This window comes from Pseudomonas sp. P7548, from assembly GCF_013386585.1.
In the GTDB taxonomy this organism is placed as follows: domain Bacteria; phylum Pseudomonadota; class Gammaproteobacteria; order Pseudomonadales; family Pseudomonadaceae; genus Aquipseudomonas.
The window spans coordinates 204,163-230,674 of sequence record NZ_JACARO010000038.1; the positions used below are offsets into that span (position 1 = coordinate 204,163).

Below are 26,512 nucleotides of genomic sequence, written 5' to 3' on the forward strand. Positions count from 1 at the left end.
CCCACCTGGGCGTAGGCGTCGCCAACATGATAGCCCAGCACATGGGCGGGCTTCCCAGTGCATATCCGCCGATCGCCACGACGTCAGCCAGCGGCCCGTCTGCCAATGCACCTGGAGCCACTCGCCTCGTTGAGCGCTGACATCGAGCCGTGGCGGGCGAGGTTGCTCTGTACGCCCAATGTGTGGCGCCGGCTCCCGCCGATACGCGCCTTTGTCTCTCTCAGCCCTCCAGACGAGGCGTTGGAAACGTGGAGCTACGTCAATGTCATCAACTTAAGGAATTTTTCCTATAAATATCATATAATTAGCGCTAAATTCAGCGCATAGGAGAAACCCTTTTGGCCCCTCATTCCACACCGTTTGACACCGCCCAGCAAACCCTGGCTTGAAAATTGTACAAAAAATAACCAGTCAGCTCGATTGTCCCGACTTCATCGATACCCACCGCCAGCGCCCTCACGACTTTACCCGCCGACGCCAACTGACCTTCAAGAACCTCGTCCTGTTTTTGCTCAATCAGCCACGCACCGCCCTGCAAACCGAGCTCGATCAGTTCTATCGCGTGCTCAACCAGGCCTCGGCCGAGACCCAGGTGGTCACCGCGCAGGCCTTCAGCAAGGCGCGCGGCAAGCTCAAGCCCGAGGTCTTCGAGAGCCTCAACCAAACCCTTCAGCAACAGCTCGACAGCCTCGGGCTGCGCCAGACGTGGCGCGGGTTACGGGTACTCGCCGTGGACGGCTCGACCGTCCATTTACCGCTGGAGTCGGTCATGACGCGCTTTTTCGGCTGCCATAGCGAGTTTCCCGTTGCCCGTCTGTCCATGCTCTACGACGTCGCCGACGGCCAGACGCTACACAGCCTGATCGTGCCATCCGCAGTCGGCGAGCGCGATTGCGCCCATCTGCACCTCGAGCATCTGCCCGCTGACAGCCTGACGTTGTTTGATCGCGGCTACCCCGGACACTGGCTGTTTGCGCTGTTCGAGCAGCACCGGCGACATTTCCTGATGCGCCTGCCGTGTGGCTACAACGCGCAGGTCAAACAGTTTCTCCGCTCGGGGCAGACAGAAGACACGCAGTTCTTCTCTGCCAGTCATCCCGAGGCGCGCCTGTTCTGTACCGAGGCCGGCGTCGATCCCGCGGGCCGGGTCGAATTGCGCCTGATCCGGGTCGAGCTAGCCAGCGGTGAAAGCGAAGTGCTGCTGACCTCCCTGCTGGATCGACAGGCCTTCCCGGCCGAGGTGTTCGCGGATCTTTACCACCGCCGCTGGGGCATCGAAACGGACTACCGCCGCCTCAAGCAGACCCTCTGCCTCGACAACTTTAGCGGCCGTAGCGTGACGGCCGTGAAGCAGGACTTTCATGCCGGGCAACTGCTGAAAAACCTAGCGCTGCTGATGCAACATCTGCTGCAACCGGTCATCGAGCAGCGCCACAAAGGCCGCAAGCTGCGCTGGAAGGTCAACTTCACCCAAGGGGTGTCACGCCTCAAGAACACCCTGGTCGACCTGCTGGTACGCCCCGGTGTGCAGGGGCTGGCCAACGTGATGGAGTTGATGGCCAACAGCCTCAGCGCTGTGCGCCCGGGCCGCAGCTTCCCGCGCCAGCGTATGCGCCTGGCCAGTCGCGGCTGCGAGGGCTACAAACCGACGCGCTAAGAACAAGCAGCACCCGAACTGCACCGCAAAAAAGCTGGCCAGACAGCGGCCGGCACGCGCTCGCCCGGAAAACGAGAAATCCCGCCCGCCGAGGCGAACCGGCATCCATTAAGCTGGCGTCTGGGTCGCACATGCGCTGAACTGGGGAGCAAAACCAGTGAAGGCACTGCTGCAACCGCGCGTCCAAGCCCCGGGATTTCTTGCCCCGGCCAGGGCTGGGGGCTTAAGTTGATGACATTGGGAGCTACGTCGCCCCTCTAAAGATGCACGATCTCAACATTCGGCCATTTGCCTGCAAGGTACTCGGCCACTAGCCTCCGATGGCAGTGATGGGGCTTGTCTTCGCTGCAAAGCAGGCAACTGTTATCAATCTTTTCTTTATCGATTGACTCAATCTTTCGGGACGACATTAAATCCAGAAATTTACTGGCGTAGATATCCCAATCTCCCCCTTTTATTTTATATTCCTCGAACATGTCTTTGGTTGGAGCAAGTGCTGGTAGATGTTCATATTCCATCCCACACAACGCCTCGGAAAAATATCGAAGATCCTCGCGTTTAGCGAATCCGGCCAATTGCGAAACATTATTCAGGCGAACATCGACAAGGCGCTTGGCACCAGAAGCACTTAACTTGGTGAAGAAGGACCGCGCGGAGGTCTTAGTGAATCCAATCGTGAATATCTTCATCTGCCTTATTCCCCTCGTTCCTTCATCCATAAATGGCTGTTATTGAGCTACCGCCAGGCATGCCCGTCAATCGCAGCTAAGGAAACGCTGGGGGCATGGTGTACTAGCTGCGCCACAACGGCCATGGCAGGCTCCATTCTCTCGCCGCTTCAACGGCCACGACCCGAACAGCTCAAGAGCTTAGCACCGCCTTTTGCGGTTGCGTGCCTCACCACTCACGCTTACTCCCTTCCAGAACGCGCCAACTGCTAAGCTACATGAGGACGACTCGCCCACAGCGCAAAGCACCTGTGTTCGCGCTATTGGCTGTCCCGTGCGTTGTGGTGCTGACCGTCGATGACGAGTCGAACCTACTGTATGGACACTGCGCGCGGCAGCCTTTCATGCGTGCCAGCTACGTGCCCAAGGTTGGACGCGGATCGAAGCGTGCGCAGGGTTTTTCGTGAAAGTATAAAATCCAATCAACTTTATCAGAAGAAAATATATGATCGTAAGAAACTTTGAATACTTGCTTGCTTTGCACCGTGAAGGCCATTTTGGCAACGCGGCCAAAAGCTGCAATGTTTCTCAGCCGACACTCTCCGCGGGCATTAAGCAATTGGAGGAAGACATGGGTGTCGAGATCGTGCGTCATGGCCGACGCTATGACGGCCTCACTTCTGAAGGGATGCGCGTACTGTCTTGGGCTCAGCAGATGTATGACGACTGCAAAGGGCTGGAGCGAGAACTCTCCGCACTACGGCGAGGTATAGAGGGGCAATTCCGGCTAGGGATACTCCCAGGAACTGCCGGTGTAGCGCCCACATTAAGCATCGCCCTTGCTGAAAAAACACCCTTACTTCAACAATCAGTTCTGGTTTCCGGCGCTTCTTCCCTGCTACAGGCGATTCGAGAAAACAATTTGGATATCGCACTCATGCATTTGGAGGATATCCCAGGGGAAGACTTCGATACTCACCTTCTGTACCGTGAACGCATTTTCCTTTTTCACGCCGCGAGAACACAGCAACCCCGAAGCACAACGTGGGACCATGTTCTCAATAGACAACTCTGCGTGCTGAACTCGGCAGTACCTGAACCCATTCAAGATAGGCTGATGCAATGTACCGCGCAGACTATTCGCACTGATTCAATTGACGTGCTATCGGCACACGTGGCGACAGGAAAATATTCGGCAGTTCTTCCGCAATCTCTCGCCGGCCAACTCGCGCACATTCCAAATCTCCACGCAATCGCAATCAATGGACCAATGTCGCACTCAAATGTCGGATTCGTTGCTGGGAAAAATGCGTTCGAGGCACCGTCATCGCGTGCATTGCTCGAAATGGTGCACACCCCCGAACTCGCCGCCACTCTTCAATCCGTTATATCGATCCATCGTCGGTTCCAGCCCAAAGCAGACTCATCTCAAAGCCCCCTGAAATAGCGAGTCTTGAAGAGCAACTCTGTATTGCTTCAACCAGGCGAAGATTGCAGGCATGCCGTGTGCGCCGCTAACAGGCGCCACGTGCTGAGCAACCCATCGAAGGCCACTAGGTCCAGGGGCAACTCGGGGGGGCAGGAGTACCTGCTGCATGCGGCCTCCTCATGTCTCGCTGGGTCGAGCTGACTGTTCCTAGATCAAGCTAGGAGGCGCGATGTAGCGATGATCGTTGCCCTCTCCCGGCTAGGAGACGAGCACGGCTCGACGATCCCGCGTAGATAGATCGTGCCTATCTGCACATAGATTATTCCAGTTTGACCACTTCTGAGCTTGATCCGATGCTGTCAAGACCGCAGAAGGAGACGCGGCCAACGGCTAGGCAATACCACGATCGTTCTTCTTGACAGCGGTAAATTTCGTTTCCCACTTCGATTTAGAAGATGGAAACATTAACGCACAGAGGTGACGAAATGACTCCGACCGGTAACCGAATCGTGACTTTCGAGAAGCCCTTGGAAATGAAGGTCAACACCTTCAAATTTCCAGAGCTGATAACCCCTCAAGGGAAAAGCGCACCCCATGGCGCTATCCTCAAAATAGTTACCACAAATATCTGTGGCAGCGACCTTCACATTTATCGCGGTTCGTTTGCTGTTCCCAAGGGAATGACCATGGGCCATGAAATGACCGGCGAAGTGATCGAAGTGGGATCAGACGTCGAAGTCGTGAAGAAGGGCGACATCGTTTCCGTTCCCTTCAATGTGGGGTGTGGGCGTTGCTACAACTGCAAGCATATGCGCTCCGATGTATGCGAGAACACCAACCCCGAAATCGACTGCGGAGCCTACGGGTTCAACCTCGGTGGCTGGACGGGGGGGCAAGGTGATTATCTCTTCGTACCGTATGCGGATTTCAATCTCCTTCGCTTCTCTGACAAGGATGCCGCCATGGAAAAAATCCGCGACCTGACCCTTCTCTCTGACGTATTACCCACAGCTTTCCATGGGTTCGCTGGCCCAGACTGGCCAGCCGCGCCGGCCTACGTCGTCGGCGAAAACATCCTGATCTTCGGTGCCGGGCCGGTCGGCAGAGCGGGTGCCGCCTGCGCCAGACTTCTGGGTGCAGGCGCCATCATCGTTGCCGATTACATTCAAGAGCGGCTGGACCTTCTCAAGCCACACGGCGTGGAAACCATCAACCTTTCCGACGGCGTGCCGATCGAGGAGCATCTCGAACGCATTACCGGGCACAGGGAGGTGGATCGCGTCATCGACTATGTTGGTGTGGACTGCCGCGGGTTTGGCGCGGAGGCTGACAAGATCGTGGAGAGCGCTGTTACCAACGCAATGCTCAAATATGTCCGCTTCGGCGGAATGACCAGTACGGTCGGTGTGTACTGCGCAAACCCGATCTCGAAAGACCCGAAAGCCAAGAAAGGCCATATGGATCTGGAATGGTCCAACGCCTGGATCAAGTCGCCGCGAATGTCGGCTGGTCAATCTCCGACGGCCAACTACAACCACGCGTTAATGCGGGCGATACTGAACGATCGCATGCCTTACCTTTCGCCGATGATGAACACTAAGTTCATCAAGCTCGAAGACGCGCCCGCCGCGTACAAAGAGTTCGACGCGGGTTCTGCATACAAGTACGTCATCGACCCGCATGGTTCAGTGCGGCATTAAGCATCCGGCGCGGGCTAAGCATCAGGATGTCTCACACTTTCTGGTGAGAGGCATTCTGGTCCCGCCAGTCTCCGGGCAGCAACTGGAGCCGGCGAATATTTTCGCCGGCATTTGCCGTCTGCCCCAGGGTACTTGCCTTGGCTCGGACCAGGAGCAGAGCCTCAGCAATCCGCAGGTGATGATCAACCGCAAGCGTGTTCAAGCGCTTGGTTCGCAATCGGCCAAGGGTCAGACGGGGACGATGCACGGCATCCATTGACGTGCGTGGCTGGAGATAGCCTTCGTCTGATCCTTATCACCCCACGGACTTGATCAGGCTCGCCTGGTGTTGTGCCTGCCTCGGGCCATCGCACGGTCAACCCAGCCCTGGCTCATTCAGCCAGAAGTTTCCAATGATGTGGCCGAACTCGCCGCCGCCAGAATGGCAGTCACTTCTATAGGGAGATAGCACAGTGTTGGATAAGTCGGAACGGGAGGGTGGCCTATGGAGCTGCGCCATCTTCGCTGCTTCGTAGTTCTTGCTGAGGAGCTACATTTCACGCGGGCGGCTGAGCGCCTGCATATCGAACAACCACCGCTATCACGAGCCATCAAGGAACTTGAGGACGAGTTGGGCGTAGTGCTCTTCGACCGAAACCGACGAGGAACAGTTCTAACGGCGGCGGGCGCGGTCTTCTTGCAAGATGTTCGCCGTCTATTCACAGTGCTGGAACAGGCTCGTGAAAATGCCAAGGCTGTGGCATCGGGCTTGCGCGGTAGCCTGCGCATCGCTGTATCAGATGGGGCTATCGATCCACGGCTGTCGGCATTTCTGGCTCGTTGCCGCGCCGAGGAGCCGGAGATCGAAATACGCTTGTCAGAAGTGCTTCTGGCAGAGCAAGTGCGTGGCTTGCGTTCGGGCGACTTCATGATCGGGTTCGCGCACACGGGCGATGTCGGCGACGGTATCGCTGCCGAACCAATCTGGCACGACCCGCTGGTGATTGCGGTGCCAGCTCGTCACTCATTGCTCACCTACAAGGAGGTGCCACTTCAAGAACTTCAAGGCCATCCACTTGTCCTGTGCGACCCGCAGGTATGCGAGGGCTATTGCCGCGAACTCAAGCGGCTGCTCAACACGTTGGAGCACAAGCTGAATGTTGTCGAGGAAGTGTCCTCGCTGGACATGATGCTCACGTTGGTCGGCGCCGGCTACGGCATCGGCTTCATGACGGCGACCAAGATTCCCATCTCCCAACGGCCGGATGTGGTGATCCGCCCCTTGGCGATGGATTCTGCCGTGATCACCACCTACCTGCTTCGGCCCGACGGCGGCAATTTATCGGCTTCGGTGGAGCGATTTATCGTTCGCCTTCGCGACTCTTCGGACGGTTGACGGAGCCTGGCAGGCTAGACACTCAGGGATCAGTGTCGGCACGCAGATTGCGTTCGGTCGCCGTCATCAGGTCAGCCGCGCTTATTCCAAGTGCCGTAGAAATTTTCAGTATGAGCGGAAGCGTGGGCACGTGCTCACCACGCTCGATCTTACCCATGTGAGAACGCGAAATGCTTGCCCGAGATGCGAACTCGTCTTGCGCGACTCCTTGAGCGACGCGCGCAGCGCGCACGGCCTGTCCGAAGGCTAACGCCGACTCGGATTCATACGTCGATGTGCCAGAAGGACGGCCTGGCTGAATTGTTGATTTCTGCATTAGCAGAAGCGTCAAACAATCTGCCACAATTAACCACGTTAAAGATAACGACGTTAAACTTCACTCTTTCCTGCAACGCTGGTTTGCCTTTCTGGACAGATCGCTTATTGGGGGCCCTCATGCATGACGCCACCAGCCAGTTTTCCCATTTCAGGCTTGCTATCGCGCCCGGAGTGCCATCCTCTTGCCTCACAACGCTTCTTGCCCTACAGCGCGCGGAGGAACCAGAAGTCACCATCACGTTCTTTGAGACCTCAGCCGATGATCTGTTGACGGGCCTTGAGGAAGGCCGCTACGACGCTGGAATGACGCTTCGGAACGCTGGTGCTCCGGCCGTGAAAAGCCAACCGCTCTGGGTGGAGAACGTGGCTGTTGCAGTGCCGCTGGGGTCCCCCTTAGTTGCCCAGGCGAAGATCACGCTTGCCGAGCTTCTGGACTATCCGGTGTTTCGCTGGCCGGCGGAGGCTTGCCTACTGCTGGATCAGCGACTGTCCTTTCTTCCGTTGAGCCAGCAGAGCATTCAGCACGTGACTTCGTTCGAGATGATGGCGCTTTGGGTGACCGCTGGCTACGGAGTGGGGCTCTCCGCGCAATCGCGCATTGAGCGTGCCCATGCGTGGGGGATCACTATGCGACCGCTTTCAGACGGCCCCTACGAGATCGTGACATATCTGCAGCGGCCCCACGGACGAGCCAATGTTGTTTCTGAGCGGTTCGAGCACAGGGCAATGTTGGTTGCCAGGGACAGGGCGGCTTGCTCGAATACCCCATAGCCCGCTCTCGCCGAGGCTGCGTGCGGGTAATTGCAGCGGCACGCGCCTGTTAGCGCGCCAGTGATAGCGCTTCCATCTCTGGCAATATGATGAATTAACATGGTCTTTGGAGGCACGAATGGTTGGAAGTGGTTGGGATCGAGTACCAATTGACTCGCAAAGCATCGATGCGCCGCTGTCGCGCGCGGCGGTGTTTCTCACGTTGACAGTCGCCGAGGGCCACGAGGCCCTTCAGGCGGTCGCCGGCGTCTTGGACGGGCTGGACGACCTGATCAAAACGGTGGGCTTCCGCGATCTCAACGGCCGGCTGTCGTGCATCACTGCACTGGGATCGGCGCTATGGGACCGTTTCCAGACCGGGAAGCGCCCGAAGGAACTACGGCCCTTCGTGCCCATCGAGGGTGCCAAGCACACCGCGCCTGCCACGCCCGGCGACCTGTTCTTTCACATCCGTGCCGAACGCGAGGACCTCTGTTTTGAATTCGAGCGCCTGCTGCTGGACCAACTGGGCAGCAGCGTGACGGTGGCCGACGAGGTGGTCGGTTTTCGCTACTTCGACTCCCGCGACCTGCTTGGCTTTGTCGATGGCACGGCCAACCCGACCGGGCACGACATCGGCGCCTCGACGCTGGTCGGCAGTGAAGATCAGGCGTTCGCCGGCGGCAGCTACTTGGTGGTGCAGAAGTATCTGCACCAAATGCAGCCGTGGGCTCGGCTCGCCAAGGACGAGCAAGAGCGGATCATCGGCCGGGAGATCGTCAGCAATGTCGAATTGCCCGACGCGACGAGCGGCCAGAAATCGCACAAGACCCTCGCCACGATCGTGGACGACGACGGCACCGAGCACGACATCCTGCGCGACAACATGCCCTTCGGCCGCCCCGGCCAGGGCGAATATGGCACCTACTTCATCGGCTACTCCAGGCATCTGTGGGTGACGCAGAAGATGCTGGAGCGCATGTTCCTCGGCGATCCGCCAGGCATGCACGACCGCCTGCTCGATTTCTCGACGGCGCACACCGGCGCCGTGTTCTTCGCTCCCGCACCGCGCACGCTGAGCGAACTCGTGGAGGCGGTGCAAGCGTAATGCAGGGGCCGCAAGGCCCCTGCAAGGTTTGAGAGCCCTATGCTCCGTCTAGAACTACTGCGCTATCCACCAGCCGACGAACGCTTTGCCGCACATCCTCGGGGATGGGGTACGGGGCAATGGCCTCGGGCATATCCGCATAGTGCTGGTAGTCGCCCATGATGACCTGGATGATCGCCGGCACGTTGGTCGGCGTGACCGCATCAATGGCCGCGCGGTCCCCCAGGTCAGGGTGCGGCTGGGTCAGCATGCGGTACAGATCCCACGAATCCGCGTGCGGGCACTGGTTCATGAGCACCTGGGCCAGCTTGTGCTTGAGCGGCACCAGTTGCCAATCGGGAACACGCTGCCCCCGATTGCCCAAACTGATGGACAGCAACTTGCCCGCTTTCAGTTCGCGGTTGATCTGGTCCTTGGACTTTCCGGCCAGCTTGCCGAACAGCGGGACCGGCAAGCTGCTTGGAGACTCGTAGATGGTCAGCATTTCCTCGCGCTCGCGCTGGATCGCGGACACTTCCGGCTCTGGGGCATGCGTCGGAGGCGGCGGTACCTGAGACAGCCGCTGGAACGTGATGCCGCCGTTGCTCGGGGTTACGACAATAGGCGTGGCCACGACGGGCGGGACGCCGGGAGGAGTGGGCTCGGCCATCGCGAGGGTCGCATCCACCGCTTCCTCCACTTCTGCCATCGCCGGCACCCCGTCGATACGGATGGTCAGATGCGCGCTCGCGGCTTCCACTTCGCCCTGTTCGAGCAGGTCGAGCCGATCGGCCCAGTCCTGCATCATCCGACGGCGCGGCTCAACGTACTTGGCGTGGTTGTAGGACGAACTCACCTTGTTGGGGTCGGAATGGGAAAGCTGCGCGTCCACCCAAATCTTCGGGTAGCCAATCTCGTTGAGCGCCGTCGAGATAGTGCCGCGGATGCCGTGGCCGGTCAGGCGCCCCTCATAGCCCATGAGCTGCACGGCCTTGTTGAGGGTGTTCTCGCTGATGCGCTTCTTGAGTTCGCTGCGGTGTGACAGCAAGTACTTCTGCGCCGGCCGCATCACCCCCAGGAGATAGCGCACGATCTCGATGGCCTGCAGGGATAGCGGCACGATATAGGGGGGCACATCCTGCGGCCGCTTCCCTGCCTTGCGCATTTCATCCTGGAGCTGCTTGACGATCTGCGGTGGGATGATCCACAAGCCCCTGTCGAGGTCGAACTGTTCGGGTTCGGCCAATCGCAGTTCGCCGGTGCGCACCCCGGTCAGGAACAGCAGCCGGACGCCAAGCTGGGTCTGCCAGCCACGGGGGTTGTAGAGCCGGAGCTTCTGGAGGAACTCGGGCATCTCGGGCAGGTGCAGGTAGGGATTGTGGGCTACGGGGGGCTTGGGCTCTGCCACCACGTCCAGGTCGGCGGCCGGGTTGACTTCCAACCCCTCGGCAATGACCAGGGCATAGCGGAACAACTGGTTGAACCAGGTGCGGACCTTCTCGGCGGTGGTGAACGCCTTGCGTTTCTCGATCGCCGCCAAGACGCCCAGGAGTTGGGGGCGGCGAATGTCGTAGATCGACATTCTTCCCAGGGTGGGCAACACGTCCTTGTTGAAGATGCGCAGGATCTGCGACAGCGTGCTTTGACGGCCTTCCTTGAGTTCCTTGCGGCGATGCTCGACCCAGGCATCGAAGACGGTCTTGAAGGTGTATTCGCCCGCCAGCTTGGCCGCGTGCCGTTTCTGGTCGCGCTCGACCTGAGGATCGATCCCCCTGGCGAGCAGGGCCTGGGCCTTGTCTCGCTCGATCCGGGCCTCGCGCAGGCTGAGAGCAGGATAGCCGCCCAGGCACAGGCGCTTTTGCTTGCCCAGCCAGTAGTAGCGGAATTGCCATGACTTGCCGCCTGCGGCTGAGACCATCAGGCCCAGGCAGTCGTTGTCGGAGAGGGTGTAGCGTTTTCCGGTGGTCTTCGCCTGCCGGACGGTCAGATCAGAGAGCGCCATTTCGAGACTCCTAAGTAATGACTTAGGCCCTATGCTCGTCATGGTCCCCGCTCAGCCCCAGCAACTATCCGGTAGCCGACCCACCCGTATTCTTGTGCCTTATTTGGTCACTCAAAAACGGTAGCTGTGGGTGGATTTCCGTGGCACTCGCTGGAATGAAAAAAGGAGCCGAAGCTCCTTTTTTCAATGACCTACAGACCCCAGTAGAAGTCTGTGGATCAAAATTTGGAGCGGGAAACGAGACTCGAACTCGCGACCCCGACCTTGGCAAGGTCGTGCTCTACCAACTGAGCTATTCCCGCAAATGGCGTCCCCTAGGGGACTCGAACCCCTGTTACCGCCGTGAAAGGGCGGTGTCCTAGGCCACTAGACGAAGGGGACACACAACTGAAACACAGGGTGTGTATTTCAGTGTCCAGAGATTAAACCCGAAGGTTACGCCCTGGTTTCACTCAGTGCCGCCCGAAGGCCACACTGCTTAAATTGGAGCGGGAAACGAGACTCGAACTCGCGACCCCGACCTTGGCAAGGTCGTGCTCTACCAACTGAGCTATTCCCGCAAAATGGCGTCCCCTAGGGGACTCGAACCCCTGTTACCGCCGTGAAAGGGCGGTGTCCTAGGCCACTAGACGAAGGGGACACACAACTGAAACACATGGTGTGTATTTCAGTGTCCAGAGATTAGGCCCGAAGACCATGCCCTGGTTTCACTCAGTGCCACCCGAGGGCAGCACTGCTTAAATTTGGAGCGGGAAACGAGACTCGAACTCGCGACCCCGACCTTGGCAAGGTCGTGCTCTACCAACTGAGCTATTCCCGCATATTGGCGTCCCCTAGGGGACTCGAACCCCTGTTACCGCCGTGAAAGGGCGGTGTCCTAGGCCACTAGACGAAGGGGACACACGTACAACTTCACTGCTTAACCGCGTTTCGCTGTGTGCTTTACGCGTTAAGTGGCGCGCATTCTATGGATGGATTGAAAGGTCGTCAACCCCCAAGGATAAATTTATTAAAATCAATGACTTCGCCCCGCTTTCCGGGCCCTGGCGCACATTCTGCCCGTCCAGGCTTTGACGCCTATATTCTGGCGCCCGACAAGGCGTTATAGTCCACACCAGCAAATGATGGCAATGTGCATCTATGCAGGGAACGCTTACCTATATAGAAGAAACTACCTGGGCAACTGGTCGATCAGTCCTATCCGCCAGATGGCTCAGTCACTACACTCCACTGCAAACCCTATTAAGAGGTCACACCGGTGACACCACTCATGATCACCCTGCTGGTAATAGCCGGGATCGTAATACTGATCGCCATTGGCTACATGAACCACGTGGTGGAAAACAACAAACTGGAAAAGAAACGCACCGAGATCGAACTCAATGATCGGCTGCGTCGTTGCGGCGAAATCACCGAGACCTTTCCTGGCCAGTTGATGAGCCCGGCGCTCAAGCTGTTGCTGACCCGTCTGGAGCTGAACGTCAACCAGCGCCTGTTGAACCTCAACAAGGCCAGTGCCCCACTCAAGGCGCGCATCACCGAGTTGAGCGCCTTGATCGCCCAGGGCGAATCGATCCCGGTGACCAACCCGCCCGCGCCGATCCAGACCGAAGCCAAGGCCAAGGACGTGCGTTTCCTGCTCGAAGCCCTGCACGGCCAGGTCACCCGCGCCGCCCAGGACGGTTTCCTGCCGGCCAACGAGGCCAAGCACTGGATCAAGGAAATCCGCCATATCCTGGTGCTGCTGCACATCGAATTCTTCAACAACCTCGGCCAACATGCCCTGCAACAAGGCCAGCCCGGCCAGGCGCGTCTGGCGTTCGAGCGGGGCGTGCAGTATTTGCGCAAGCAGCCCGAACCGGTGGTCTACAGTGCGCAGCTGCAATTGCTGGAGAAACAATTGGCCCGCGCCAACTCCACCGTGCTGACCAACAGCAAACCGGCTGAAGATGAGGTCAACGAATTGACCGAAGGCCTGAAAGTGGTCGACGCCGACGCCGACTGGAAAAAGAAAGTCATCTACGACTGATTGTAGTGAGCGGGCTCGCCCCGCGCCGCGTCGTATCAGGCACCGCAGTGTGTCAGGCACGGCGCCGCGCGGGGCAAGCCCGCTCACTACAACTGCCACAGACAGCACATCGCCACGATATGCCATCACTTTGCATCTATCCCCCCGCCCCCGAGTAGCGTAAAAAAGTGCCCCTCACTCCGTGAAGCCAGAGGCCTGTTATGCCCGTCGCCGTGATTGATGGACAACCGCTGCATTATGTCGACCAGGGCACCGGCCCGGTCGTCCTGCTGGGCTCGAGTTACCTGTGGGACCGCGACATGTGGGCCCCGCAAATCGAAGCCTTGTCGCAACAGTACCGTGTGATTGTTCCTGAGCTGTGGGGCCACGGCGAGTCGGGACCGCTGCCGGCGGCTACCCAATCCCTGGACGATCTCGCCCGCCAGGCCCTGGCCCTGCTGGACCAATTGGACATTGCGCAGATCAACCTGGTGGGCCTGTCGGTCGGTGGAATGTGGGGCGCACGCCTGGCATTGCTCGCGCCAGAGCGCATCAACAGCCTGGTACTGATGGACACCTACCTGGGTGCCGAGCCCGAGGCCACGCGCCAGTATTACTTCTCGCTGTTCAAGATGATCGAAGACGCCGGCGCCATTCCCGAGCCGTTGCTGGATGTGGTTGCACCGATCTTCTTTCGCCCAGGCATTGACCGTGAGTCAGCGCTGTACCAGGGCTTTCGCGCCGAACTGCAAGCCTTCACGCGGGAACGCCTGCTGAACAGCATCGTGCCACTGGGCCGGCTGATCTTCAGCCGTGCAGACATCCTGGACCAACTGCCACGCCTGGACGCCGACACCACCCTGGTGATGTGCGGCGAACAAGACAAGCCTCGTCCCCCTGCCGAATCTGCGGAAATGGCCGAACTGATCGGCTGCAGCCTGATCCTGATTCCCGAAGCCGGGCACATCTCGGCCCGGGAGAATCCGGATTTCGTCAACGAAGCGCTGCTGACCTTCCTCGCCAACAACGCCTGATCGCCCTCCCGCCCTTTGATCGCCACCTGCACCGTGCGATCAAAGGCGGAAGTGCCCCACCATGCCCTGAAGTTCGGTACCCAGTTGCGCCAACTGGATGCTCGATGCGGCATTGCCTTGCATGCTCAGCGCCGACTGGTCGGCACTGGCGCGAATGCTGGTGACGCTGCGATTGATCTCTTCGGCCACCGAGCTCTGCTCTTCGGCCGCCGCAGCAATCTGCTGGTTCATCTGCTGGATCAAGGACACGGCGGCAGCGATGCTGCCCAGTGCGCTCTCGGTTTCCAATGCATCGCTGACCGCCAGCTTCACCAGCTCGCCACTCTGCTGGATCTGCTGAACCGACGACTGCGCCGCACTGCGCAAGGTGCTGACCAGTCGCTCGATTTCCTCGGTCGATTGCTGGGTACGCTTGGCCAGTGCCCGCACTTCATCGGCGACCACCGCAAAACCACGGCCCTGCTCCCCTGCCCGCGCCGCCTCGATGGCGGCATTGAGTGCCAGCAGGTTGGTCTGCTCGGCCACGCTTTTGATCACACTCAACACGGTGCCGATATTCTGGATTTCCGCACTCAGGCTTTCGATGCTCGCGCTTGCGCTGGTGCTGGAGGTGGCGAGCAATTCGATACGCTGCAAGCTCTGGCGTACCACTTGCTGGCCGCTATCGACCTTGTCGTCGGCGGTCTGTGCAGCCTGGGCCGCTTCTTCGGCATTACGCGCCACGTCGTGCACGGTGGCGGTCATCTGGTTCATCGCCGTGGCCACCTGCTCGGTCTCTTCCTTCTGGCTGCTGACCTCGACATTGGTCTGTTCAGTGACACTGGACAGTGAATGGGCCGACGCCGCCAGTTGCTCGATCCCGGCCTGCAACCCGCTGACCATCTGGCTCAGCCCGTTGCCCATCTGCTGCATTGCCTGCATCAGTTGGCCAATTTCATCACGACGGTTGACCTCCATGCGCCCGCTCAAATCGCCGGCGGCAATTTGCTGGGCCACCGCGATCACACTGCGCAGCGGCGCAACGATCAAGCGGGTAATCACCCATGCCGCGATCAACCCCACCAACAGGGCCAGGGCCGACGAACCGATGATCAGCACCGCGCTTTTCTTCAATTGCGCCTGCATCGACTGGTCTTCCGCGTCATAGGCCTGGTTCACCCGGCTGACCACCTGGTCGGCGCGATCATGCAATTGCTTGTAGACGACTTTTTCCTGGGCCAGCAGCCCGGTGTATTCGCCAAGCTTTTCGCTGAACGAAGCGATATGCCCGGACACTTCATTGAGCACCGTCTGGTAGCCGGCATCCTTGACCGAGGTTTTCAGTTGTTCGACTTGAGCCAGGGCCTGGTCGGCCTGTTCGATCTTGCCTTGTTCAGCGTCGTCCGCATCGACCTTGCGGCTCTGGTCCAGGCGCACCCGCGCTTCGTTCATGGCCTGCAGCATCAGCCGCGACACCTGGCTGACCTGCCCTGCCTGCTCGATAAACTCCGCGCCCTCCTTGCCCTGGCTTTCCTTGAGCCCATAGGCACCGTCGTCGGCCAGGCCAGCCTGCAACACATCAAGGTTGTTGGCCACGCTGGACACCGACCAACTGGCCATTTCCAGGGCCAGGTCCTTGGTTTGGGTCAACTCGACGAACTCATCGAACGCCTTGCGATAGGCGGCTAGCGCCTGCTCGACGTCGGTCATCACCGGCACATTCGCGGCGGACTGGGCCTTGAGGCTGGCCGCCAGCGCAGCCAGCGCGTCGACGCTCTCGTGCAGGGCGTCAACGGCTTTCGGGTCGGCATGCAAGGCGTAGTCCTGCTCGATCAGGCGCACCTTGAGCAAGCCGCTGTTGAGCGAGGACATCGCCTTGAGGCCTTCGAAACGCTGGCCGACGGTCTGCAGGGACCAGACACCAATCGCCGCCACCAAGGCTGTCAGCAGCAGCACCAGGGTAAAGCCCAAGCCCAGTTTTTTTGCCATCCCGAGGTTGGCGAAACGTCGTTGCACGGCCGAAATCATTGCACTTGAGTCCTCTTGCAATGGCAGATGCCATCAAGCCCGATTTACCAATGGCGAGATTCGCAACCACGGGGCACTGACACAAGACGCTGGCGCCGGAATAATGGCAAAAAGCTACACGCTCGTCGTTTTCAGGATGGTCGAGGTCGGCCTGGCAGGCCCCATGGCGCGGAACAACGCCAGCGCTCGCTGATCATCAGCATAGGCCACGTTGATGCGCAGCCAGTCACTGAGTTCACCACTGGGGCTGAACAGCGCACCGGGTGACAGCAACACGCCGAGCCGTCGAGCCTGCGCGTGCAGCCGTGAAGGGTCCGCTACGCCGGGCTTGACCCACAGGAACATACCTCCCGAGGGTATGGCGAACACCCGCCACTCCTCGTCCTCCAGCACTTGCAGGGTAGCGGCCATTTGCATGCCCAGGCGCTTGCGCAAGCGCTGCACCCATTTGCGATACGTGCCATTGGCCAGCAGCGAGGCAACCACTGCCTCGGCAAACCGCGAGGTGCCGATGCCGGTCAAGGTCTTGAGGCTGGCCAGTCGGGCAACGATCGCGGCGCTGGCACTGAGGTTCCCCACACGCAGGGCACTGCTCAGGGTCTTGGAAAAGCTCGACACATAGATCACCCGCCCCTCATGGGGCAGCGCCGACAGCCGCACGCAACTGGCGTGTTGCAAGTCGCCATAGATGTCTTCTTCGATGATCAGGAAGTCTTCGCGGCGAGCCAGTTGCAGCAAGCGCTCGGCGACCTCACGGCACAGGCTGGTGCCAGTGGGGTTGTGGTACAGGCCATTGATGAACAGGCACTTGGGCCGATGGTGTTGCAGCAATGCCTCCAGCGCCGGGATATCCGGACCGCCGTGGGTACGCGGCACTTCCAGCAGATGGACGCCATGAAAGGCCAGTTGGCGAAAGAGGTTGCCGTAGCCCGGGGCCTCGACCACTACCGTATCGCCCGCCTTGAGTAGCGTGCGTATCAAAAGATCCTGGGCATGGCTGGCACCATGGGTGGTGAGAATGCACTCCAAGCCAGAGGCCACCTGCATGTGGGTCAGGCGCTTGAGCAATTGTTCTCGCAATGCCGGCAACCCCAGCGGCGTGCTGTAGTTGAACAGACCTGCAGTATCGGTACGGCTGACCTCGCGAATTGCATAGCTGATGTCATCGCTTTCACGCCAGGCGTCCGGCAGCCAGCCACACCCCAGCTTCAGCTCGCCCAGTGGGCCGTCGGTAAAAGTCCCCCATGCCTGCTCGGCACCTTCATACCATTGGGTTTCACGAGACGCCGCTGGCGGGGCCACCATAAAGCCTGAACCCTGCCGAGGTACAAGCAACCCTTGGGCCACCATGCGCTCGAATGCCTCGACCACATTGGACTGGCTGACCAGGTTATCGAGCGCCAGCTGCCGCACGGACGGCAAACGTGTGCCCGGGGCTGCCCCGCTCTTGCGAATCCATTGCGCCACCGCGCTGACAATCTGCTGCACCACCGGTACAAGAGCCTGTCGATCGATCCCTAAATCCATGAGCCACCCACTTCAACTGTCTGTTATTCAACCCGCAAGAGTTAAGCACAGAAGCGTTGTTCGGCCCTCTACCAAGATTTACTAAATTATTGATTTAATTGAATTATTTACTTAATGACACACAATCGATCACGGCTTTTTGCCAGCTATGGAAATGCCCCACGCCACCCAAAACGTTTTCGAATGGCGTGCGACGTAGAGTCCTAGATGGCCGTCGCACCACCATCCACCGCCAGCGCCTGGCCCGTGGTGAACGCAGCACCATCACTGCACAGGTAAAGCACGGCACTGGCGATTTCCTCGACCTTGCCAATGCGCCCTACCGGGTGCATGGCCGCCGCAAACTCCGCCTTGCGCGGGTCGGCCTCGTAGGCACGGCGGAACATGTCGGTATCGATGACCGCCGGGCATACCGCATTCACGCGGATTTTCTTTTTTGCGTACTCGATAGCCGCCGACTTGGTCAGGCCGATCACCGCATGCTTGGACGCCGCATAAATGCTCATCTTCGGTGCCGCGCCCAACCCCGCCACCGACGCGGTGTTGACGATCGCCCCGCCGCCCTGGGCCAGCAGCAGCGGCAGCTGGTGCTTCATGCACAGCCAGACGCCCTTGACGTTCACGCCCATGATGGCATCGAACTCGTCCAGGCTGCCGTCGGCCAGCTTGCCCTTCTCGATCTCGATTCCAGCATTGTTGAAGGCATAGTCCAGACGACCATAGGCCGTGAGTGTCTGTGCCATCAACTGCTGCACGTCCGCCTCCAGGGTGACGTTGCAGCGCACGAAGAGTGCTTCGCCACCAGCCTGCCGGATCAGCGCGACGGTGCCCTCACCGCCCGCCACATCCAGGTCGGCAACCACTACTTTCAAGCCTTCGGCGGCAAATGCCAGCGCCGTGGCGCGGCCAATACCGGCGGCAGCGCCAGTCACCAGGGCCACCTGGCCAGAAAACGTCATGCTCATGGGGAGATGTCCTATGCAAGAAATAACCGTGGGTCGAGTCTAGCCAACCCCGGGACGGGCACGTCAGCACTATCAGAAGGCCGGTTGGCGCTGCATGAACCGCAGTGATAAAGCTGCCGGGCGCACTATCATCAATGCCTATCGCCGGGCATTCGCTCCCCTGGCTGAGCTTGCCCTCCCACGGTTGAGGGTCTATCACTCTGGGTTCACTTCCAACAGAGTCCTTGCCATGACTGCCCAGACCAACCGCCAGTTCCTGCTCGCCAAACGCCCGGTCGGCGCGGCCACGCGGGACACCTTCACCTACCAGGAAGTGCCGGTGGGCACGCCCGGCGATGGGCAGGTGCTGGTGCGCAACGAATACCTGTCCCTGGACCCGGCCATGCGCGGGTGGATGAATGAGGGCAAGTCCTACATACCTCCCGTCGGTATCGGCGAGGTGATGCGTGCACTGGGCGTAGGAAAAGTAATTGCCTCGAACACCCCGAAATTTGCGGTGGGGGACTACGTCAACGGCGCTCTGGGCGTGCAGGATTACTTCCTCGGCGAGCCACGCGGTTTCTATAAAGTCGACCCGAAACTCGCCCCACTGCCACGTTATTTGTCTGCACTGGGCATGACCGGCATGACCGCCTATTTCGCCCTGTTGGACACGGGGGCGCCGAAGGCAGGCGAAACCGTGGTCATCTCCGGCGCAGCTGGCGCGGTGGGTAGCATTGCCGGGCAGATCGCCAAGCTCAAAGGTTGCCGCGTGGTGGGCATTGCCGGGGGCGCCGACAAGTGCAAGTTCCTGGTGGACGAACTGGGCTTCGACGCCGCGATTGATTACAAAAGCGAAGACGTGCCCGCCGCCCTCAAGCGCGAATGCCCCAAAGGCGTGGATGTGTATTTCGATAACGTCGGCGGCGATATTCTCGACGCGGTACTCAGCCGCCTGGCACTGAAGGCGCGCGTGGTGATCTGCGGTGCGATCAGCCAGTACAACAACAAGGAAGCCGTAAAAGGCCCGGCCAACTATTTGTCATTGCTGGTCAATCGCGCGCGCATGGAAGGTTTTGTGGTGATGGACCACGCGGCGAACTTTGCCGCTGCCGGTCAGGAGATGGCGGGCTGGATGGCCCAGGGCAAGCTCAAGAGCAAGGAAGATATCGTGGAGGGGCTGGAGACGTTCCCCGAAACGCTGATGAAGCTGTTCAACGGCGAGAATTTCGGGAAGCTGGTGCTCAAGGTCAGCTGATCCCCCCTGGATCTAACTGTGGGAGCGGGCTTGCTCGCGAAGGCCGTGGATCAGTCTACTCATTCGTTGACTGACACACCGCCTTCGCGAGCAAGCCCGCTCCCACATTTTAAATCGGTGACCGTCAGGCGATTTCGGCGACGACTGCAGCCAATGCCTTGGCAGGGTCGGCAGCCTGGCTGATCGGGCGACCGATCACCAGGTAATCGGAACCTGCGTCCAGCGCCTGGCGCGGGGTCAGGATGCGGCGTTGGTCATCCTGGGCGCTGCCTGCAGGACGAATCCCCGGGGTCACCAGTTGCAGTGATGGGTGGGCGGTCTTCAGGGCCTGGGCTTCCAGCGCCGAGCATACCAGGCCATCAAGGCCGGCTTTCTGCGCCAGGGCTGCCAGGCGCAGGACCTGCTCCTGCGGCTCGATATCCAGGCCGATACCAGCCAGGTCTTCGCGCTCCATGCTGGTCAGCACGGTCACACCGATCAGCAGGGGTTTAGGGCCGCTGCGCTGCTCCAGCACTTCGCGGCACGCACTCATCATGCGCAGGCCACCGGAGCAGTGCACGTTGACCATCCACACGCCCATTTCGGCCGCGGCCTTGACCGCCATGGCGGTGGTGTTGGGAATATCGTGGAATTTCAGGTCGAGGAATACTTCGAAGCCTTTGTCACGCAGGGTGCCGACGATTTCGGCGGCGCAGCTGGTGAACAGTTCCTTGCCGACCTTGACCCGGCAAAGCTTGGGGTCCAACTGGTCAGCCAGCTTCAGTGCGGCGTCACGAGTGGGGTAATCCAGGGCGACGATGATAGGAGTCTGGCAGACGGACATTGGAATGGGCTCTCAGGCAAGTCGAAATCGGCGCGGATTGTAGCGCAAGCGGCGCCGTTGCGGGATCCGATGATCGGTAAATACTGACAGACCGCCTTGTGGCGGCCATTTTCGCCAATTGTATCGAGCCCGATACATTCACGACATGCCCTCAACACGCCCCCCGGCTAGCCTCGCCCCCATGACCGACCGTCCAGCACTTCCAGCCATGGGGCTGGACGCCTATGCTGACAGCAACAACCAGGCAGATGATCGCACTATGCATACTTCTTCAGTCTCAGTGAACGACGAGCAAAAGGGCGCTGTGATCGCCGACGAAAAGCGCTGGAACACCCGCGCCCTGATCGTCGATGACGATGTGCCGATCCGCGAGCTGCTGATCGATTACCTGGCACGCTTCAACATTCTTGCCGTCGGCGTGACCGACGGCGCCGCCATGCGCCAAGCCATGCAGGCCGAAACCTTCGACGTGGTGGTGCTCGACCTGATGCTGCCGGGTGAAGACGGCCTGTCCTTGTGCCGCTGGCTGCGCGGCGAATCGGACATCCCGATCCTGATGCTCACCGCACGCTGCGAACCCACCGACCGCATCATCGGCCTGGAGCTGGGCGCCGACGACTACATGTCCAAGCCCTTCGAACCGCGCGAACTGGTGGCACGCATCCAGACCATCCTGCGTCGGGTGCGCGATGATCGCACCGAGCAACGTGCGAATATCCGCTTCGACAACTGGCGCCTCAACAGCGTGCTGCGCCAGCTGGTGGCCGACGATGGCCTGGTCGTGCCGCTGTCCAACGCCGAGTTTCGCTTGCTGTGGGTATTCATCGAACGCCCGCGCCGGGTACTGAGCCGGGAACAACTGCTGGACGCTGCCCGTGGCCGCTCCATCGAGGCGTTTGATCGCAGTATCGACTTGCTGGTCTCGCGCCTGCGCCAGAAGCTGGGGGATGATCCCAAGGCACCGCAGTTGATCAAGACCGTGCGCGGCGAAGGCTACCTGTTCGACGCGCGGGATATCGGCTGATGCGCAACGCCTTCAATACGCTGTTCGGCAGGCTGTTCGGCGTATTGCTGGTGGCCATCGTATTGGCACACGTGCTGGCGATCTTCTGGTTTCACCACTACGGCCCGCCGCCACCACCGATGGGTGAGACCTTCGTACAGCAGGCGGACGGAACATTCACTCCCATCCATAAGAAACACCCTCGCCCATGGTTTGGCGGCCCCGTGGTGCCGCTGACCTTCCAGTTCATCTCGCTGATCATCGCGGCCTGGTATGGCGCCAAGCTGTTGAGCCGGCCGATCCAGCGCCTCAGCGCGGCGGCCGAGCGCTTGAGCGTCGACCTCGACAGCCCGCCCCTCAATGAGTCCGGACCGAGGGAAGCACGACAGGCGGCGTCCACGTTCAATATGATGCAAAAACGCATTCGCGAGCAGGTCAGCCAGCGCGCGCGCATGCTCGGCGCGGTCTCCCACGACCTGCGCACCCCGCTGTCACGCCTCAAGCTGCGTCTGGAACAGATCGAGGACACCAAGCTGCAAGGCCAGATGCGCCAGGACCTGGACGACATGATCGGCATGCTCGACGCCACCCTGAGCTACCTGCACGAACAACGCACCAGCGAAACCCGGCACTGGCTCGATGTGCAGGCGCTGGTGGAGTCCCTCAGTGAAAACGCCCAGGACCAGGGCTGCGACGTGCAGTTCTCGGGCACCTGCGCGCCCCTGCAAGTGCAGCCGATGGCACTGCGTTCATGCCTCAACAACCTGATCGACAACGCCTTGCGCTACGCCGGCACCGCCCGCGTGGAACTGGCGGACAGCAAGGGCGCGCTGGTGATCCGCGTGATCGACCACGGCCCCGGGATTGCAGCCGATAAACGCGAGGCAGTGTTTGAGCCGTTTTTCCGGCTGGAAGGTTCGCGCAACCGCAATTCCGGTGGCGTCGGCCTGGGCATGACGATTTCCAAGGAAGCGGTGGAACGCCTCGGCGGTCACCTGAGCCTGGAGGACACCCCAGGCGGCGGCTTGACCGCCGTCATGTGGTTACCAAGAGCCTAATGGCTGGCACGGCCCCCTGCAGGAGCTGGCTTGCCTGCGATGGCGGTCTGTCAATTTGCCAATAAGCACCTGACAGGCCGCCATCGATCAGTCAGATCGATTTATCCTCCCGGCGGCCCTGGGCCTGGGTCGCACTCCAGTCCATCAACAGGCTGTAGGCCACCGCGAGCAAGGTCGGGCCGATAAACAGGCCGATAAAGCCAAAGGCGATCAACCCGCCGAACACCCCCAGCAGCACGATCACCAGCGGCAGGTTGCCACCCCGGCTGATCAGGTACGGCTTGAGCACGTTGTCGACGCCACTGATGATGAACGTGCCCCACACACCGAGGAACACCGCGTAGGTGTAGTCGCCTTTCCACGCCAGCCAAGCGGTTGCCGGGATCCACACCAGCGGCGGGCCCATGGGGATCAGGCTGAGCAGGAAGGTCACGATGCCCAGCACCAAAGCGCCCGGTACACCTGCGATCCAGAAACCGATCAACGCCAGCAAGGCCTGAGCGGCGGCAGTGCCGATAACGCCGTTGACCACCCGTTGCACGGTGCCGGCCACCAGTTCGATGTAGTAACCGGCACGCTCGCCGATCAGGCGTTCCAACAAGCGATGCACGAAGGTCGCCAGGCGCGGCCCGTCACGGTAGAAGAAAAACACGAACACCAGGCTCAGGGTCAGCTCAAGGATGCCGCCGCCGATCTGCGCGCTGCGCGCCAGTAGCCAGTTACCCACTTGCCCCAGGTAAGGCTTGATGCTGACCATCAGCGCCGCCCCCTGCTGGTCGATGCTGTCCCAGGTCGCCACCAGCCGCTCACCGATAAACGGGATCGAACCGAGCCAGGTTGGCGCTTCAGGCAGACCGTCAACCTGGATGTCCTTGATCAGGCCCACGGCGTCGCGCACATGGTCGGCCAGGTTGAAGCCCAGCCACACCAGCGGCACCGCCACCAGCAACATCCAGCCCAGGGTCAGGATGCCCGCCGCCAGGGACTCACGGCCTCCCAGCCAACGGGTGAGCAAGCGCATCAGCGGCCAACTGGCAAACGCCAGCACCGCGCCCCAGAACAGCGCCGACCAGAACGGAGCCATCACCCAGAAGCTGGCACCAAACAGCACCAGCAGCAGGATTTGCACCAGCAGGCGATCGTTATTGAGCATCGGGTATCTCGAAAAGGTGTCTGTAGGAAGAGAGCTTAGGCGAACGGCGCGGGTCCGTTCGCCCGGTCACGCCTAGCGTATCAGATGCAGGTGCAGGCCCTTGGCCGCACCGGTGCCGGTTTCCAAGCGGGCAGCGCGCACACCGCTGTCAATCAGGCCCTGGCGCCAGGCCTCGGCCGTAGCGCCGGTCAGGCTTACGCGTAAGGTGGCGTCGAGGTTCAAGCCACGGGAAATGAGCGTGAGCCAAGTGGCATCGGGTTCGCCCCCCAGCGCCGGGAAGTCCAGCTCGCCGGTGCTTTTCAACTCACGCAGCAAGGTGGCCGAGGTGGGCAGCAGGTCGCCCAGTGGCGCGCTGGCGTCCAGCTGTTCCACATGCAGGTAGGCGCGGCGGTTGCCCCGGGTGATGCCATACAGCGCCACCAGGGAATTCTCCTGAGGGGCGGCCAGGCGTAGCAGCAGGTATTCCTGCTGGCCGTCGGCGCCCACCAGTTTGGCATTGCCGAACACCTCGTTGGCCCACAGGCTGCTTTCGCCGCAATCACGGGCCTGGCACCAGAACAACAGTTGCGCGCCCTTGGCCTGCAGCGCTTCACGGGTTGCGGTAAACGCCGCGCTGGAGGTGTGCTCGGGCGGCAGTTCGTAGGTAATGGCGGTGGTTTGCCCGCGCGCCGTGGCCTGGCCTTCATAGCGCAGCTGGCCGCTGATCTTGCGGATCGCGCCCATGGGGTAGATGCGTTCTTTTTCTTCGGCGGGGCGGTAGTCGACAATTTGCGCGTCGATCTGACGGGCCACGGTGGGCAGGTCCCCGCTACCCGGTACGTCGGCGGCGAACACCAAGGGGCTCAGCAGGCTCAGCCCCAGGACACGGAAACATCCTTTACGTACGCTCATCGGATCAACGCGCCTGGGCCACTGGAGGTCGAAGCAGTGTTGAGATTGTTCATGGTTGACTCCCTTTCAATCCGCCCAGCCTCGGCAGTTGACCCCGCCAAGTCAAGGCGTGGAGAAGAACCGATTGAAACAGTCTGCAACAAGGATCGCACCGGGCTCGTCATTCAGGTGCAAATGATGGCCGCCTGGCAGCGTGGTCACGGTGAAGGGTAGCTGAGAAAGCAATTCGGGATGTTTCGCCAACATGCCGTCAGCGGCAACCACCAACTGCGTGGGGCAACCGACGCGTCGCACGAAAGCCATCGCCTGCTCATCCGTCAGACGCATCGGCGAGGCCAGGGTCAAACGGCTGTCGGAACGCCAGGTGTATCCCCCCGACACCGGCATCAAACCACGCTGGGCCAGCAGTTCGGCGGCTTCGCGACTGACCGCCACCACCCCTTTCATGCGCGCTTCCACGGCACGGTCGAGGCTGCCGTACACCGGTTTGCGTTTGTCCTGCAGGCTCAATTGCGCCTGCAAGGCCATGCCCAAGCGCTCGGCGGCGTTCTCGCCACTGGCGGTTGGCGGGATCACACCGTCGATCAATCCCAAGTGCGTCACCCGCTCCGGCAAGGCACCGGCCAGCACCAGGGAAACGATGGCGCCGAGGGAATGGCCAAGTAATGCAAAACGTTTCCAACCCAGCTGTTCGGCGACTTGCAGCACATCGTGGACGTAATCCCACAACGCATAACCTGACCCAGCAGGACGATGCGCCGAATGCCCGTGGCCGGCCATGTCCAGGGCGACGATGCGCAATCCGGTCAGTTTTGGCGCCAGGCGCGCAAAGCTATTGGCATTGTCCAGCCAGCCATGCAGGGCGATGACCGGCAAACCGTCGTCGGGACCAAACAAGTGTGCCGCCAGCTCGATATGCGGCAGGCTCAGGCGGACTTCCTCGACCAGCGTGCTCATGCGCAACTGCGCTCACGGGCTTCCCAGCGGGAGAACAGGTTCTTGATCAAGGTGGCGGTGTCCTGTGGACGCTCAAGCGGGAACATGTGGCCACCGGGCATGGTGAGCATCTCACCCATGGGCAGGCGGTCGACACCGCTGGCATGGTGGCGCATCACCACTCGGCTCTGGCGACCGCGCACCACCGCCAGCGGCACCTTTAATTGGCGTACCTGGCCGGGGCTGGTGTGAGGCACGCCGCGGTAGATGCTGATTTCAGTGGCCGGGTCAAAGCGCAGGCGCAGGCGATCACCGACCTGTTGCAAGCCATGTTGCAGGTAGGCGTCGAAGCATTCGGGGTCGAACCCGCGAAACAGGGTTTTACCGGCGAAATAGCTGCGCGCGCAAGCCAGGTCAGTGAACTCTTCACGACGGCCCAGGGTGCGTCCAGCCGGTGTCAGGCGGTCGATAAAACCAAAGCGTTTGGCCGCGCGAATCACCCAGCGATCGGCCCGGGTCAACACCGGCGAATCCAGCATTACCACGCCGCGATACAACTGCGGGCAACGCATGGCCGCGTGCAAATGCAGCACGCCGCCCAAGGAATGACCAACGCCCCACACGGGTTCAGGTTGCAGCTCCAAGTGGTGGATCAGTTCATCCACCAGGTTCTGCCAGTTATCGTCCACCGGGAACCTGGGGTCGTGACCGTGCTGCGGCAAGTGAGCCACCGCGTACTCCGGAGCCAGGGCAGCAAACAACTTGCCGTAGGTGGCCGAAGGGAAACCATTGGCGTGGGCAAAAAACACGTGCTGCGACATACGGGATCCATCTACAAAAACAGAAATGAATTGTCACCAGCCCCGGGCAGCACAGCAATGACT

General features: G+C 60.6%; 22 protein-coding genes, 6 tRNA genes and 1 pseudogene. 11 read left to right on the top strand and 18 right to left on the bottom strand.

Annotated features, from left to right (window positions below):
- Nucleotides 1–385: 385 nt before the first annotated feature.
- On the top strand, nucleotides 386–1,657 hold the full coding sequence (locus HX803_RS16660; RefSeq protein WP_020924943.1) for an IS4-like element ISPa45 family transposase: 1,272 nt from the start codon (nucleotides 386–388) through the stop codon (nucleotides 1,655–1,657).
- 257 nt (nucleotides 1,658–1,914) lie between these two features.
- Here HX803_RS16660 and HX803_RS16665 read toward each other — a convergent pair whose 3' ends face one another.
- Complete coding sequence (locus HX803_RS16665) at nucleotides 1,915–2,346, bottom strand: DUF488 family protein (RefSeq protein WP_023835768.1); 432 nt, start codon at nucleotides 2,344–2,346, stop codon at nucleotides 1,915–1,917.
- A 484-nt stretch (nucleotides 2,347–2,830) separates the two neighbouring features.
- Here HX803_RS16665 and HX803_RS16670 point away from each other — a divergent pair, with 484 nt between their 5' ends.
- The 3 genes from HX803_RS16670 (at nucleotide 2,831) to HX803_RS16680 (ending at nucleotide 6,829) form a co-directional block, all read left to right on the top strand.
- Entirely contained in the window at nucleotides 2,831–3,772 is a 942-nt protein-coding gene (locus HX803_RS16670) for a LysR family transcriptional regulator (RefSeq protein WP_028698648.1), read from the top strand.
- 467 nt (nucleotides 3,773–4,239) lie between these two features.
- On the top strand, nucleotides 4,240–5,454 hold the full coding sequence (locus tag HX803_RS16675; protein ID WP_024569587.1) for a glutathione-independent formaldehyde dehydrogenase: 1,215 nt from the start codon (nucleotides 4,240–4,242) through the stop codon (nucleotides 5,452–5,454).
- A gap of 484 nt (nucleotides 5,455–5,938) precedes the next feature.
- On the top strand, nucleotides 5,939–6,829 hold the full coding sequence (locus tag HX803_RS16680) for a LysR family transcriptional regulator (RefSeq protein WP_017514782.1): 891 nt from the start codon (nucleotides 5,939–5,941) through the stop codon (nucleotides 6,827–6,829).
- A 22-nt stretch (nucleotides 6,830–6,851) separates the two neighbouring features.
- Here the strand turns inward: HX803_RS16680 and HX803_RS16685 are convergent, their stop codons facing one another.
- A complete protein-coding gene (locus HX803_RS16685) occupies nucleotides 6,852–7,145 on the bottom strand; it encodes a helix-turn-helix domain-containing protein (RefSeq protein WP_009459591.1) in 294 nt (97 codons plus the stop codon).
- A 119-nt stretch (nucleotides 7,146–7,264) separates the two neighbouring features.
- Here HX803_RS16685 and HX803_RS16690 point away from each other — a divergent pair, with 119 nt between their 5' ends.
- Both HX803_RS16690 and HX803_RS16695 read left to right on the top strand, forming a co-directional pair.
- Nucleotides 7,265–7,918, top strand: coding sequence for a substrate-binding domain-containing protein (locus HX803_RS16690; protein ID WP_023106332.1), 654 nt, complete (start codon nucleotides 7,265–7,267; stop codon nucleotides 7,916–7,918).
- 118 nt (nucleotides 7,919–8,036) lie between these two features.
- Nucleotides 8,037–9,005, top strand: a complete 969-nt coding sequence (locus HX803_RS16695) for a Dyp-type peroxidase (protein ID WP_020924940.1) — start codon at nucleotides 8,037–8,039, stop codon at nucleotides 9,003–9,005.
- Nucleotides 9,006–9,042: 37 nt separating this feature from the next.
- Here HX803_RS16695 and HX803_RS16700 read toward each other — a convergent pair whose 3' ends face one another.
- The 7 genes from HX803_RS16700 to HX803_RS16730 form a co-directional block, all read right to left on the bottom strand.
- Nucleotides 9,043–10,986 carry an integrase arm-type DNA-binding domain-containing protein gene (locus tag HX803_RS16700; RefSeq protein WP_009876631.1) on the bottom strand — a complete coding sequence of 648 codons (1,944 nt, stop codon included), beginning with the start codon at nucleotides 10,984–10,986 and terminating at the stop codon, nucleotides 9,043–9,045.
- Between the two features lie 226 nt (nucleotides 10,987–11,212).
- A tRNA-Gly gene (locus tag HX803_RS16705) sits at nucleotides 11,213–11,288 on the bottom strand.
- A 3-nt stretch (nucleotides 11,289–11,291) separates the two neighbouring features.
- Nucleotides 11,292–11,367, bottom strand: a tRNA-Glu gene (locus HX803_RS16710).
- 103 nt (nucleotides 11,368–11,470) lie between these two features.
- Nucleotides 11,471–11,546, bottom strand: a tRNA-Gly gene (locus HX803_RS16715).
- Nucleotides 11,547–11,550: 4 nt separating this feature from the next.
- Nucleotides 11,551–11,626, bottom strand: a tRNA-Glu gene (locus tag HX803_RS16720).
- A gap of 104 nt (nucleotides 11,627–11,730) precedes the next feature.
- Nucleotides 11,731–11,806 (bottom strand) — tRNA-Gly (locus HX803_RS16725).
- Nucleotides 11,807–11,810: 4 nt separating this feature from the next.
- Nucleotides 11,811–11,886 (bottom strand) — tRNA-Glu (locus HX803_RS16730).
- Nucleotides 11,887–12,244: 358 nt separating this feature from the next.
- Here HX803_RS16730 and HX803_RS16735 point away from each other — a divergent pair.
- Together HX803_RS16735 and HX803_RS16740 are read left to right on the top strand one after the other, a co-directional pair.
- On the top strand, nucleotides 12,245–13,015 hold the full coding sequence (locus HX803_RS16735) for a hypothetical protein (RefSeq protein WP_178921901.1): 771 nt from the start codon (nucleotides 12,245–12,247) through the stop codon (nucleotides 13,013–13,015).
- Nucleotides 13,016–13,215: 200 nt separating this feature from the next.
- Nucleotides 13,216–14,028: an alpha/beta fold hydrolase gene (locus tag HX803_RS16740; protein ID WP_178921903.1), complete on the top strand. Its 813-nt coding sequence runs from the start codon at nucleotides 13,216–13,218 to the stop codon at nucleotides 14,026–14,028.
- 39 nt (nucleotides 14,029–14,067) lie between these two features.
- On the opposite strand, the gene HX803_RS33135 is transcribed toward HX803_RS16740, so the two are convergent.
- The 4 genes and pseudogenes from HX803_RS33135 to HX803_RS16755 form a co-directional block, all read right to left on the bottom strand.
- The gene (locus HX803_RS33135; protein ID WP_372339919.1) at nucleotides 14,068–14,949 is read right to left on the bottom strand and encodes a methyl-accepting chemotaxis protein; all 882 of its coding nucleotides are present in this window, start codon (nucleotides 14,947–14,949) and stop codon (nucleotides 14,068–14,070) included.
- Nucleotides 14,926–16,035: pseudogene (locus tag HX803_RS33140) on the bottom strand (HAMP domain-containing protein); the annotation flags it as partial. The gene HX803_RS33135 and the pseudogene HX803_RS33140, both read right to left, overlap by 24 nt.
- 114 nt (nucleotides 16,036–16,149) lie before the next feature.
- Complete coding sequence (locus tag HX803_RS16750) at nucleotides 16,150–17,562, bottom strand: PLP-dependent aminotransferase family protein (RefSeq protein ID WP_178921907.1); 1,413 nt, start codon at nucleotides 17,560–17,562, stop codon at nucleotides 16,150–16,152.
- 203 nt (nucleotides 17,563–17,765) lie between these two features.
- Nucleotides 17,766–18,527, bottom strand: a complete 762-nt coding sequence (locus HX803_RS16755; protein ID WP_178921909.1) for an SDR family oxidoreductase — start codon at nucleotides 18,525–18,527, stop codon at nucleotides 17,766–17,768.
- Nucleotides 18,528–18,756: 229 nt separating this feature from the next.
- On the opposite strand from HX803_RS16755, the gene HX803_RS16760 reads away from it, so the two are divergent.
- Complete coding sequence (locus HX803_RS16760) at nucleotides 18,757–19,764, top strand: NADP-dependent oxidoreductase (RefSeq protein WP_178921911.1); 1,008 nt, start codon at nucleotides 18,757–18,759, stop codon at nucleotides 19,762–19,764.
- Nucleotides 19,765–19,888: 124 nt separating this feature from the next.
- On the opposite strand, the gene pyrF is transcribed toward HX803_RS16760, so the two are convergent.
- Entirely contained in the window at nucleotides 19,889–20,587 is a 699-nt protein-coding gene (pyrF, locus tag HX803_RS16765; protein ID WP_010211681.1) for an orotidine-5'-phosphate decarboxylase, read from the bottom strand.
- 259 nt (nucleotides 20,588–20,846) lie between these two features.
- On the opposite strand from pyrF, the gene HX803_RS16770 reads away from it, so the two are divergent.
- A complete protein-coding gene (locus tag HX803_RS16770; RefSeq protein WP_178921913.1) occupies nucleotides 20,847–21,611 on the top strand; it encodes a response regulator in 765 nt (254 codons plus the stop codon).
- A complete protein-coding gene (locus tag HX803_RS16775) occupies nucleotides 21,611–22,648 on the top strand; it encodes a HAMP domain-containing sensor histidine kinase (protein ID WP_178921915.1) in 1,038 nt (345 codons plus the stop codon). The genes HX803_RS16770 and HX803_RS16775 overlap by 1 nt, the downstream gene beginning before the upstream one ends.
- A 91-nt stretch (nucleotides 22,649–22,739) precedes the next feature.
- Here HX803_RS16775 and HX803_RS16780 read toward each other — a convergent pair whose 3' ends face one another.
- The 4 genes from HX803_RS16780 to HX803_RS16795 all read right to left on the bottom strand — a co-directional run bounded on the left by HX803_RS16780 (nucleotide 22,740) and on the right by HX803_RS16795 (nucleotide 26,449).
- A complete protein-coding gene (locus HX803_RS16780; RefSeq protein WP_176996471.1) occupies nucleotides 22,740–23,801 on the bottom strand; it encodes an AI-2E family transporter in 1,062 nt (353 codons plus the stop codon).
- 72 nt (nucleotides 23,802–23,873) lie between these two features.
- Nucleotides 23,874–24,692: a DUF4892 domain-containing protein gene (locus HX803_RS16785; RefSeq protein ID WP_178921917.1), complete on the bottom strand. Its 819-nt coding sequence runs from the start codon at nucleotides 24,690–24,692 to the stop codon at nucleotides 23,874–23,876.
- A gap of 102 nt (nucleotides 24,693–24,794) precedes the next feature.
- Nucleotides 24,795–25,649, bottom strand: coding sequence for an alpha/beta hydrolase (locus tag HX803_RS16790; protein WP_178921919.1), 855 nt, complete (start codon nucleotides 25,647–25,649; stop codon nucleotides 24,795–24,797).
- The gene (locus HX803_RS16795) at nucleotides 25,646–26,449 is read right to left on the bottom strand and encodes an alpha/beta fold hydrolase (protein ID WP_178921921.1); all 804 of its coding nucleotides are present in this window, start codon (nucleotides 26,447–26,449) and stop codon (nucleotides 25,646–25,648) included. The genes HX803_RS16790 and HX803_RS16795 overlap by 4 nt, the downstream gene beginning before the upstream one ends.
- Nucleotides 26,450–26,512 lie beyond the last annotated feature (63 nt).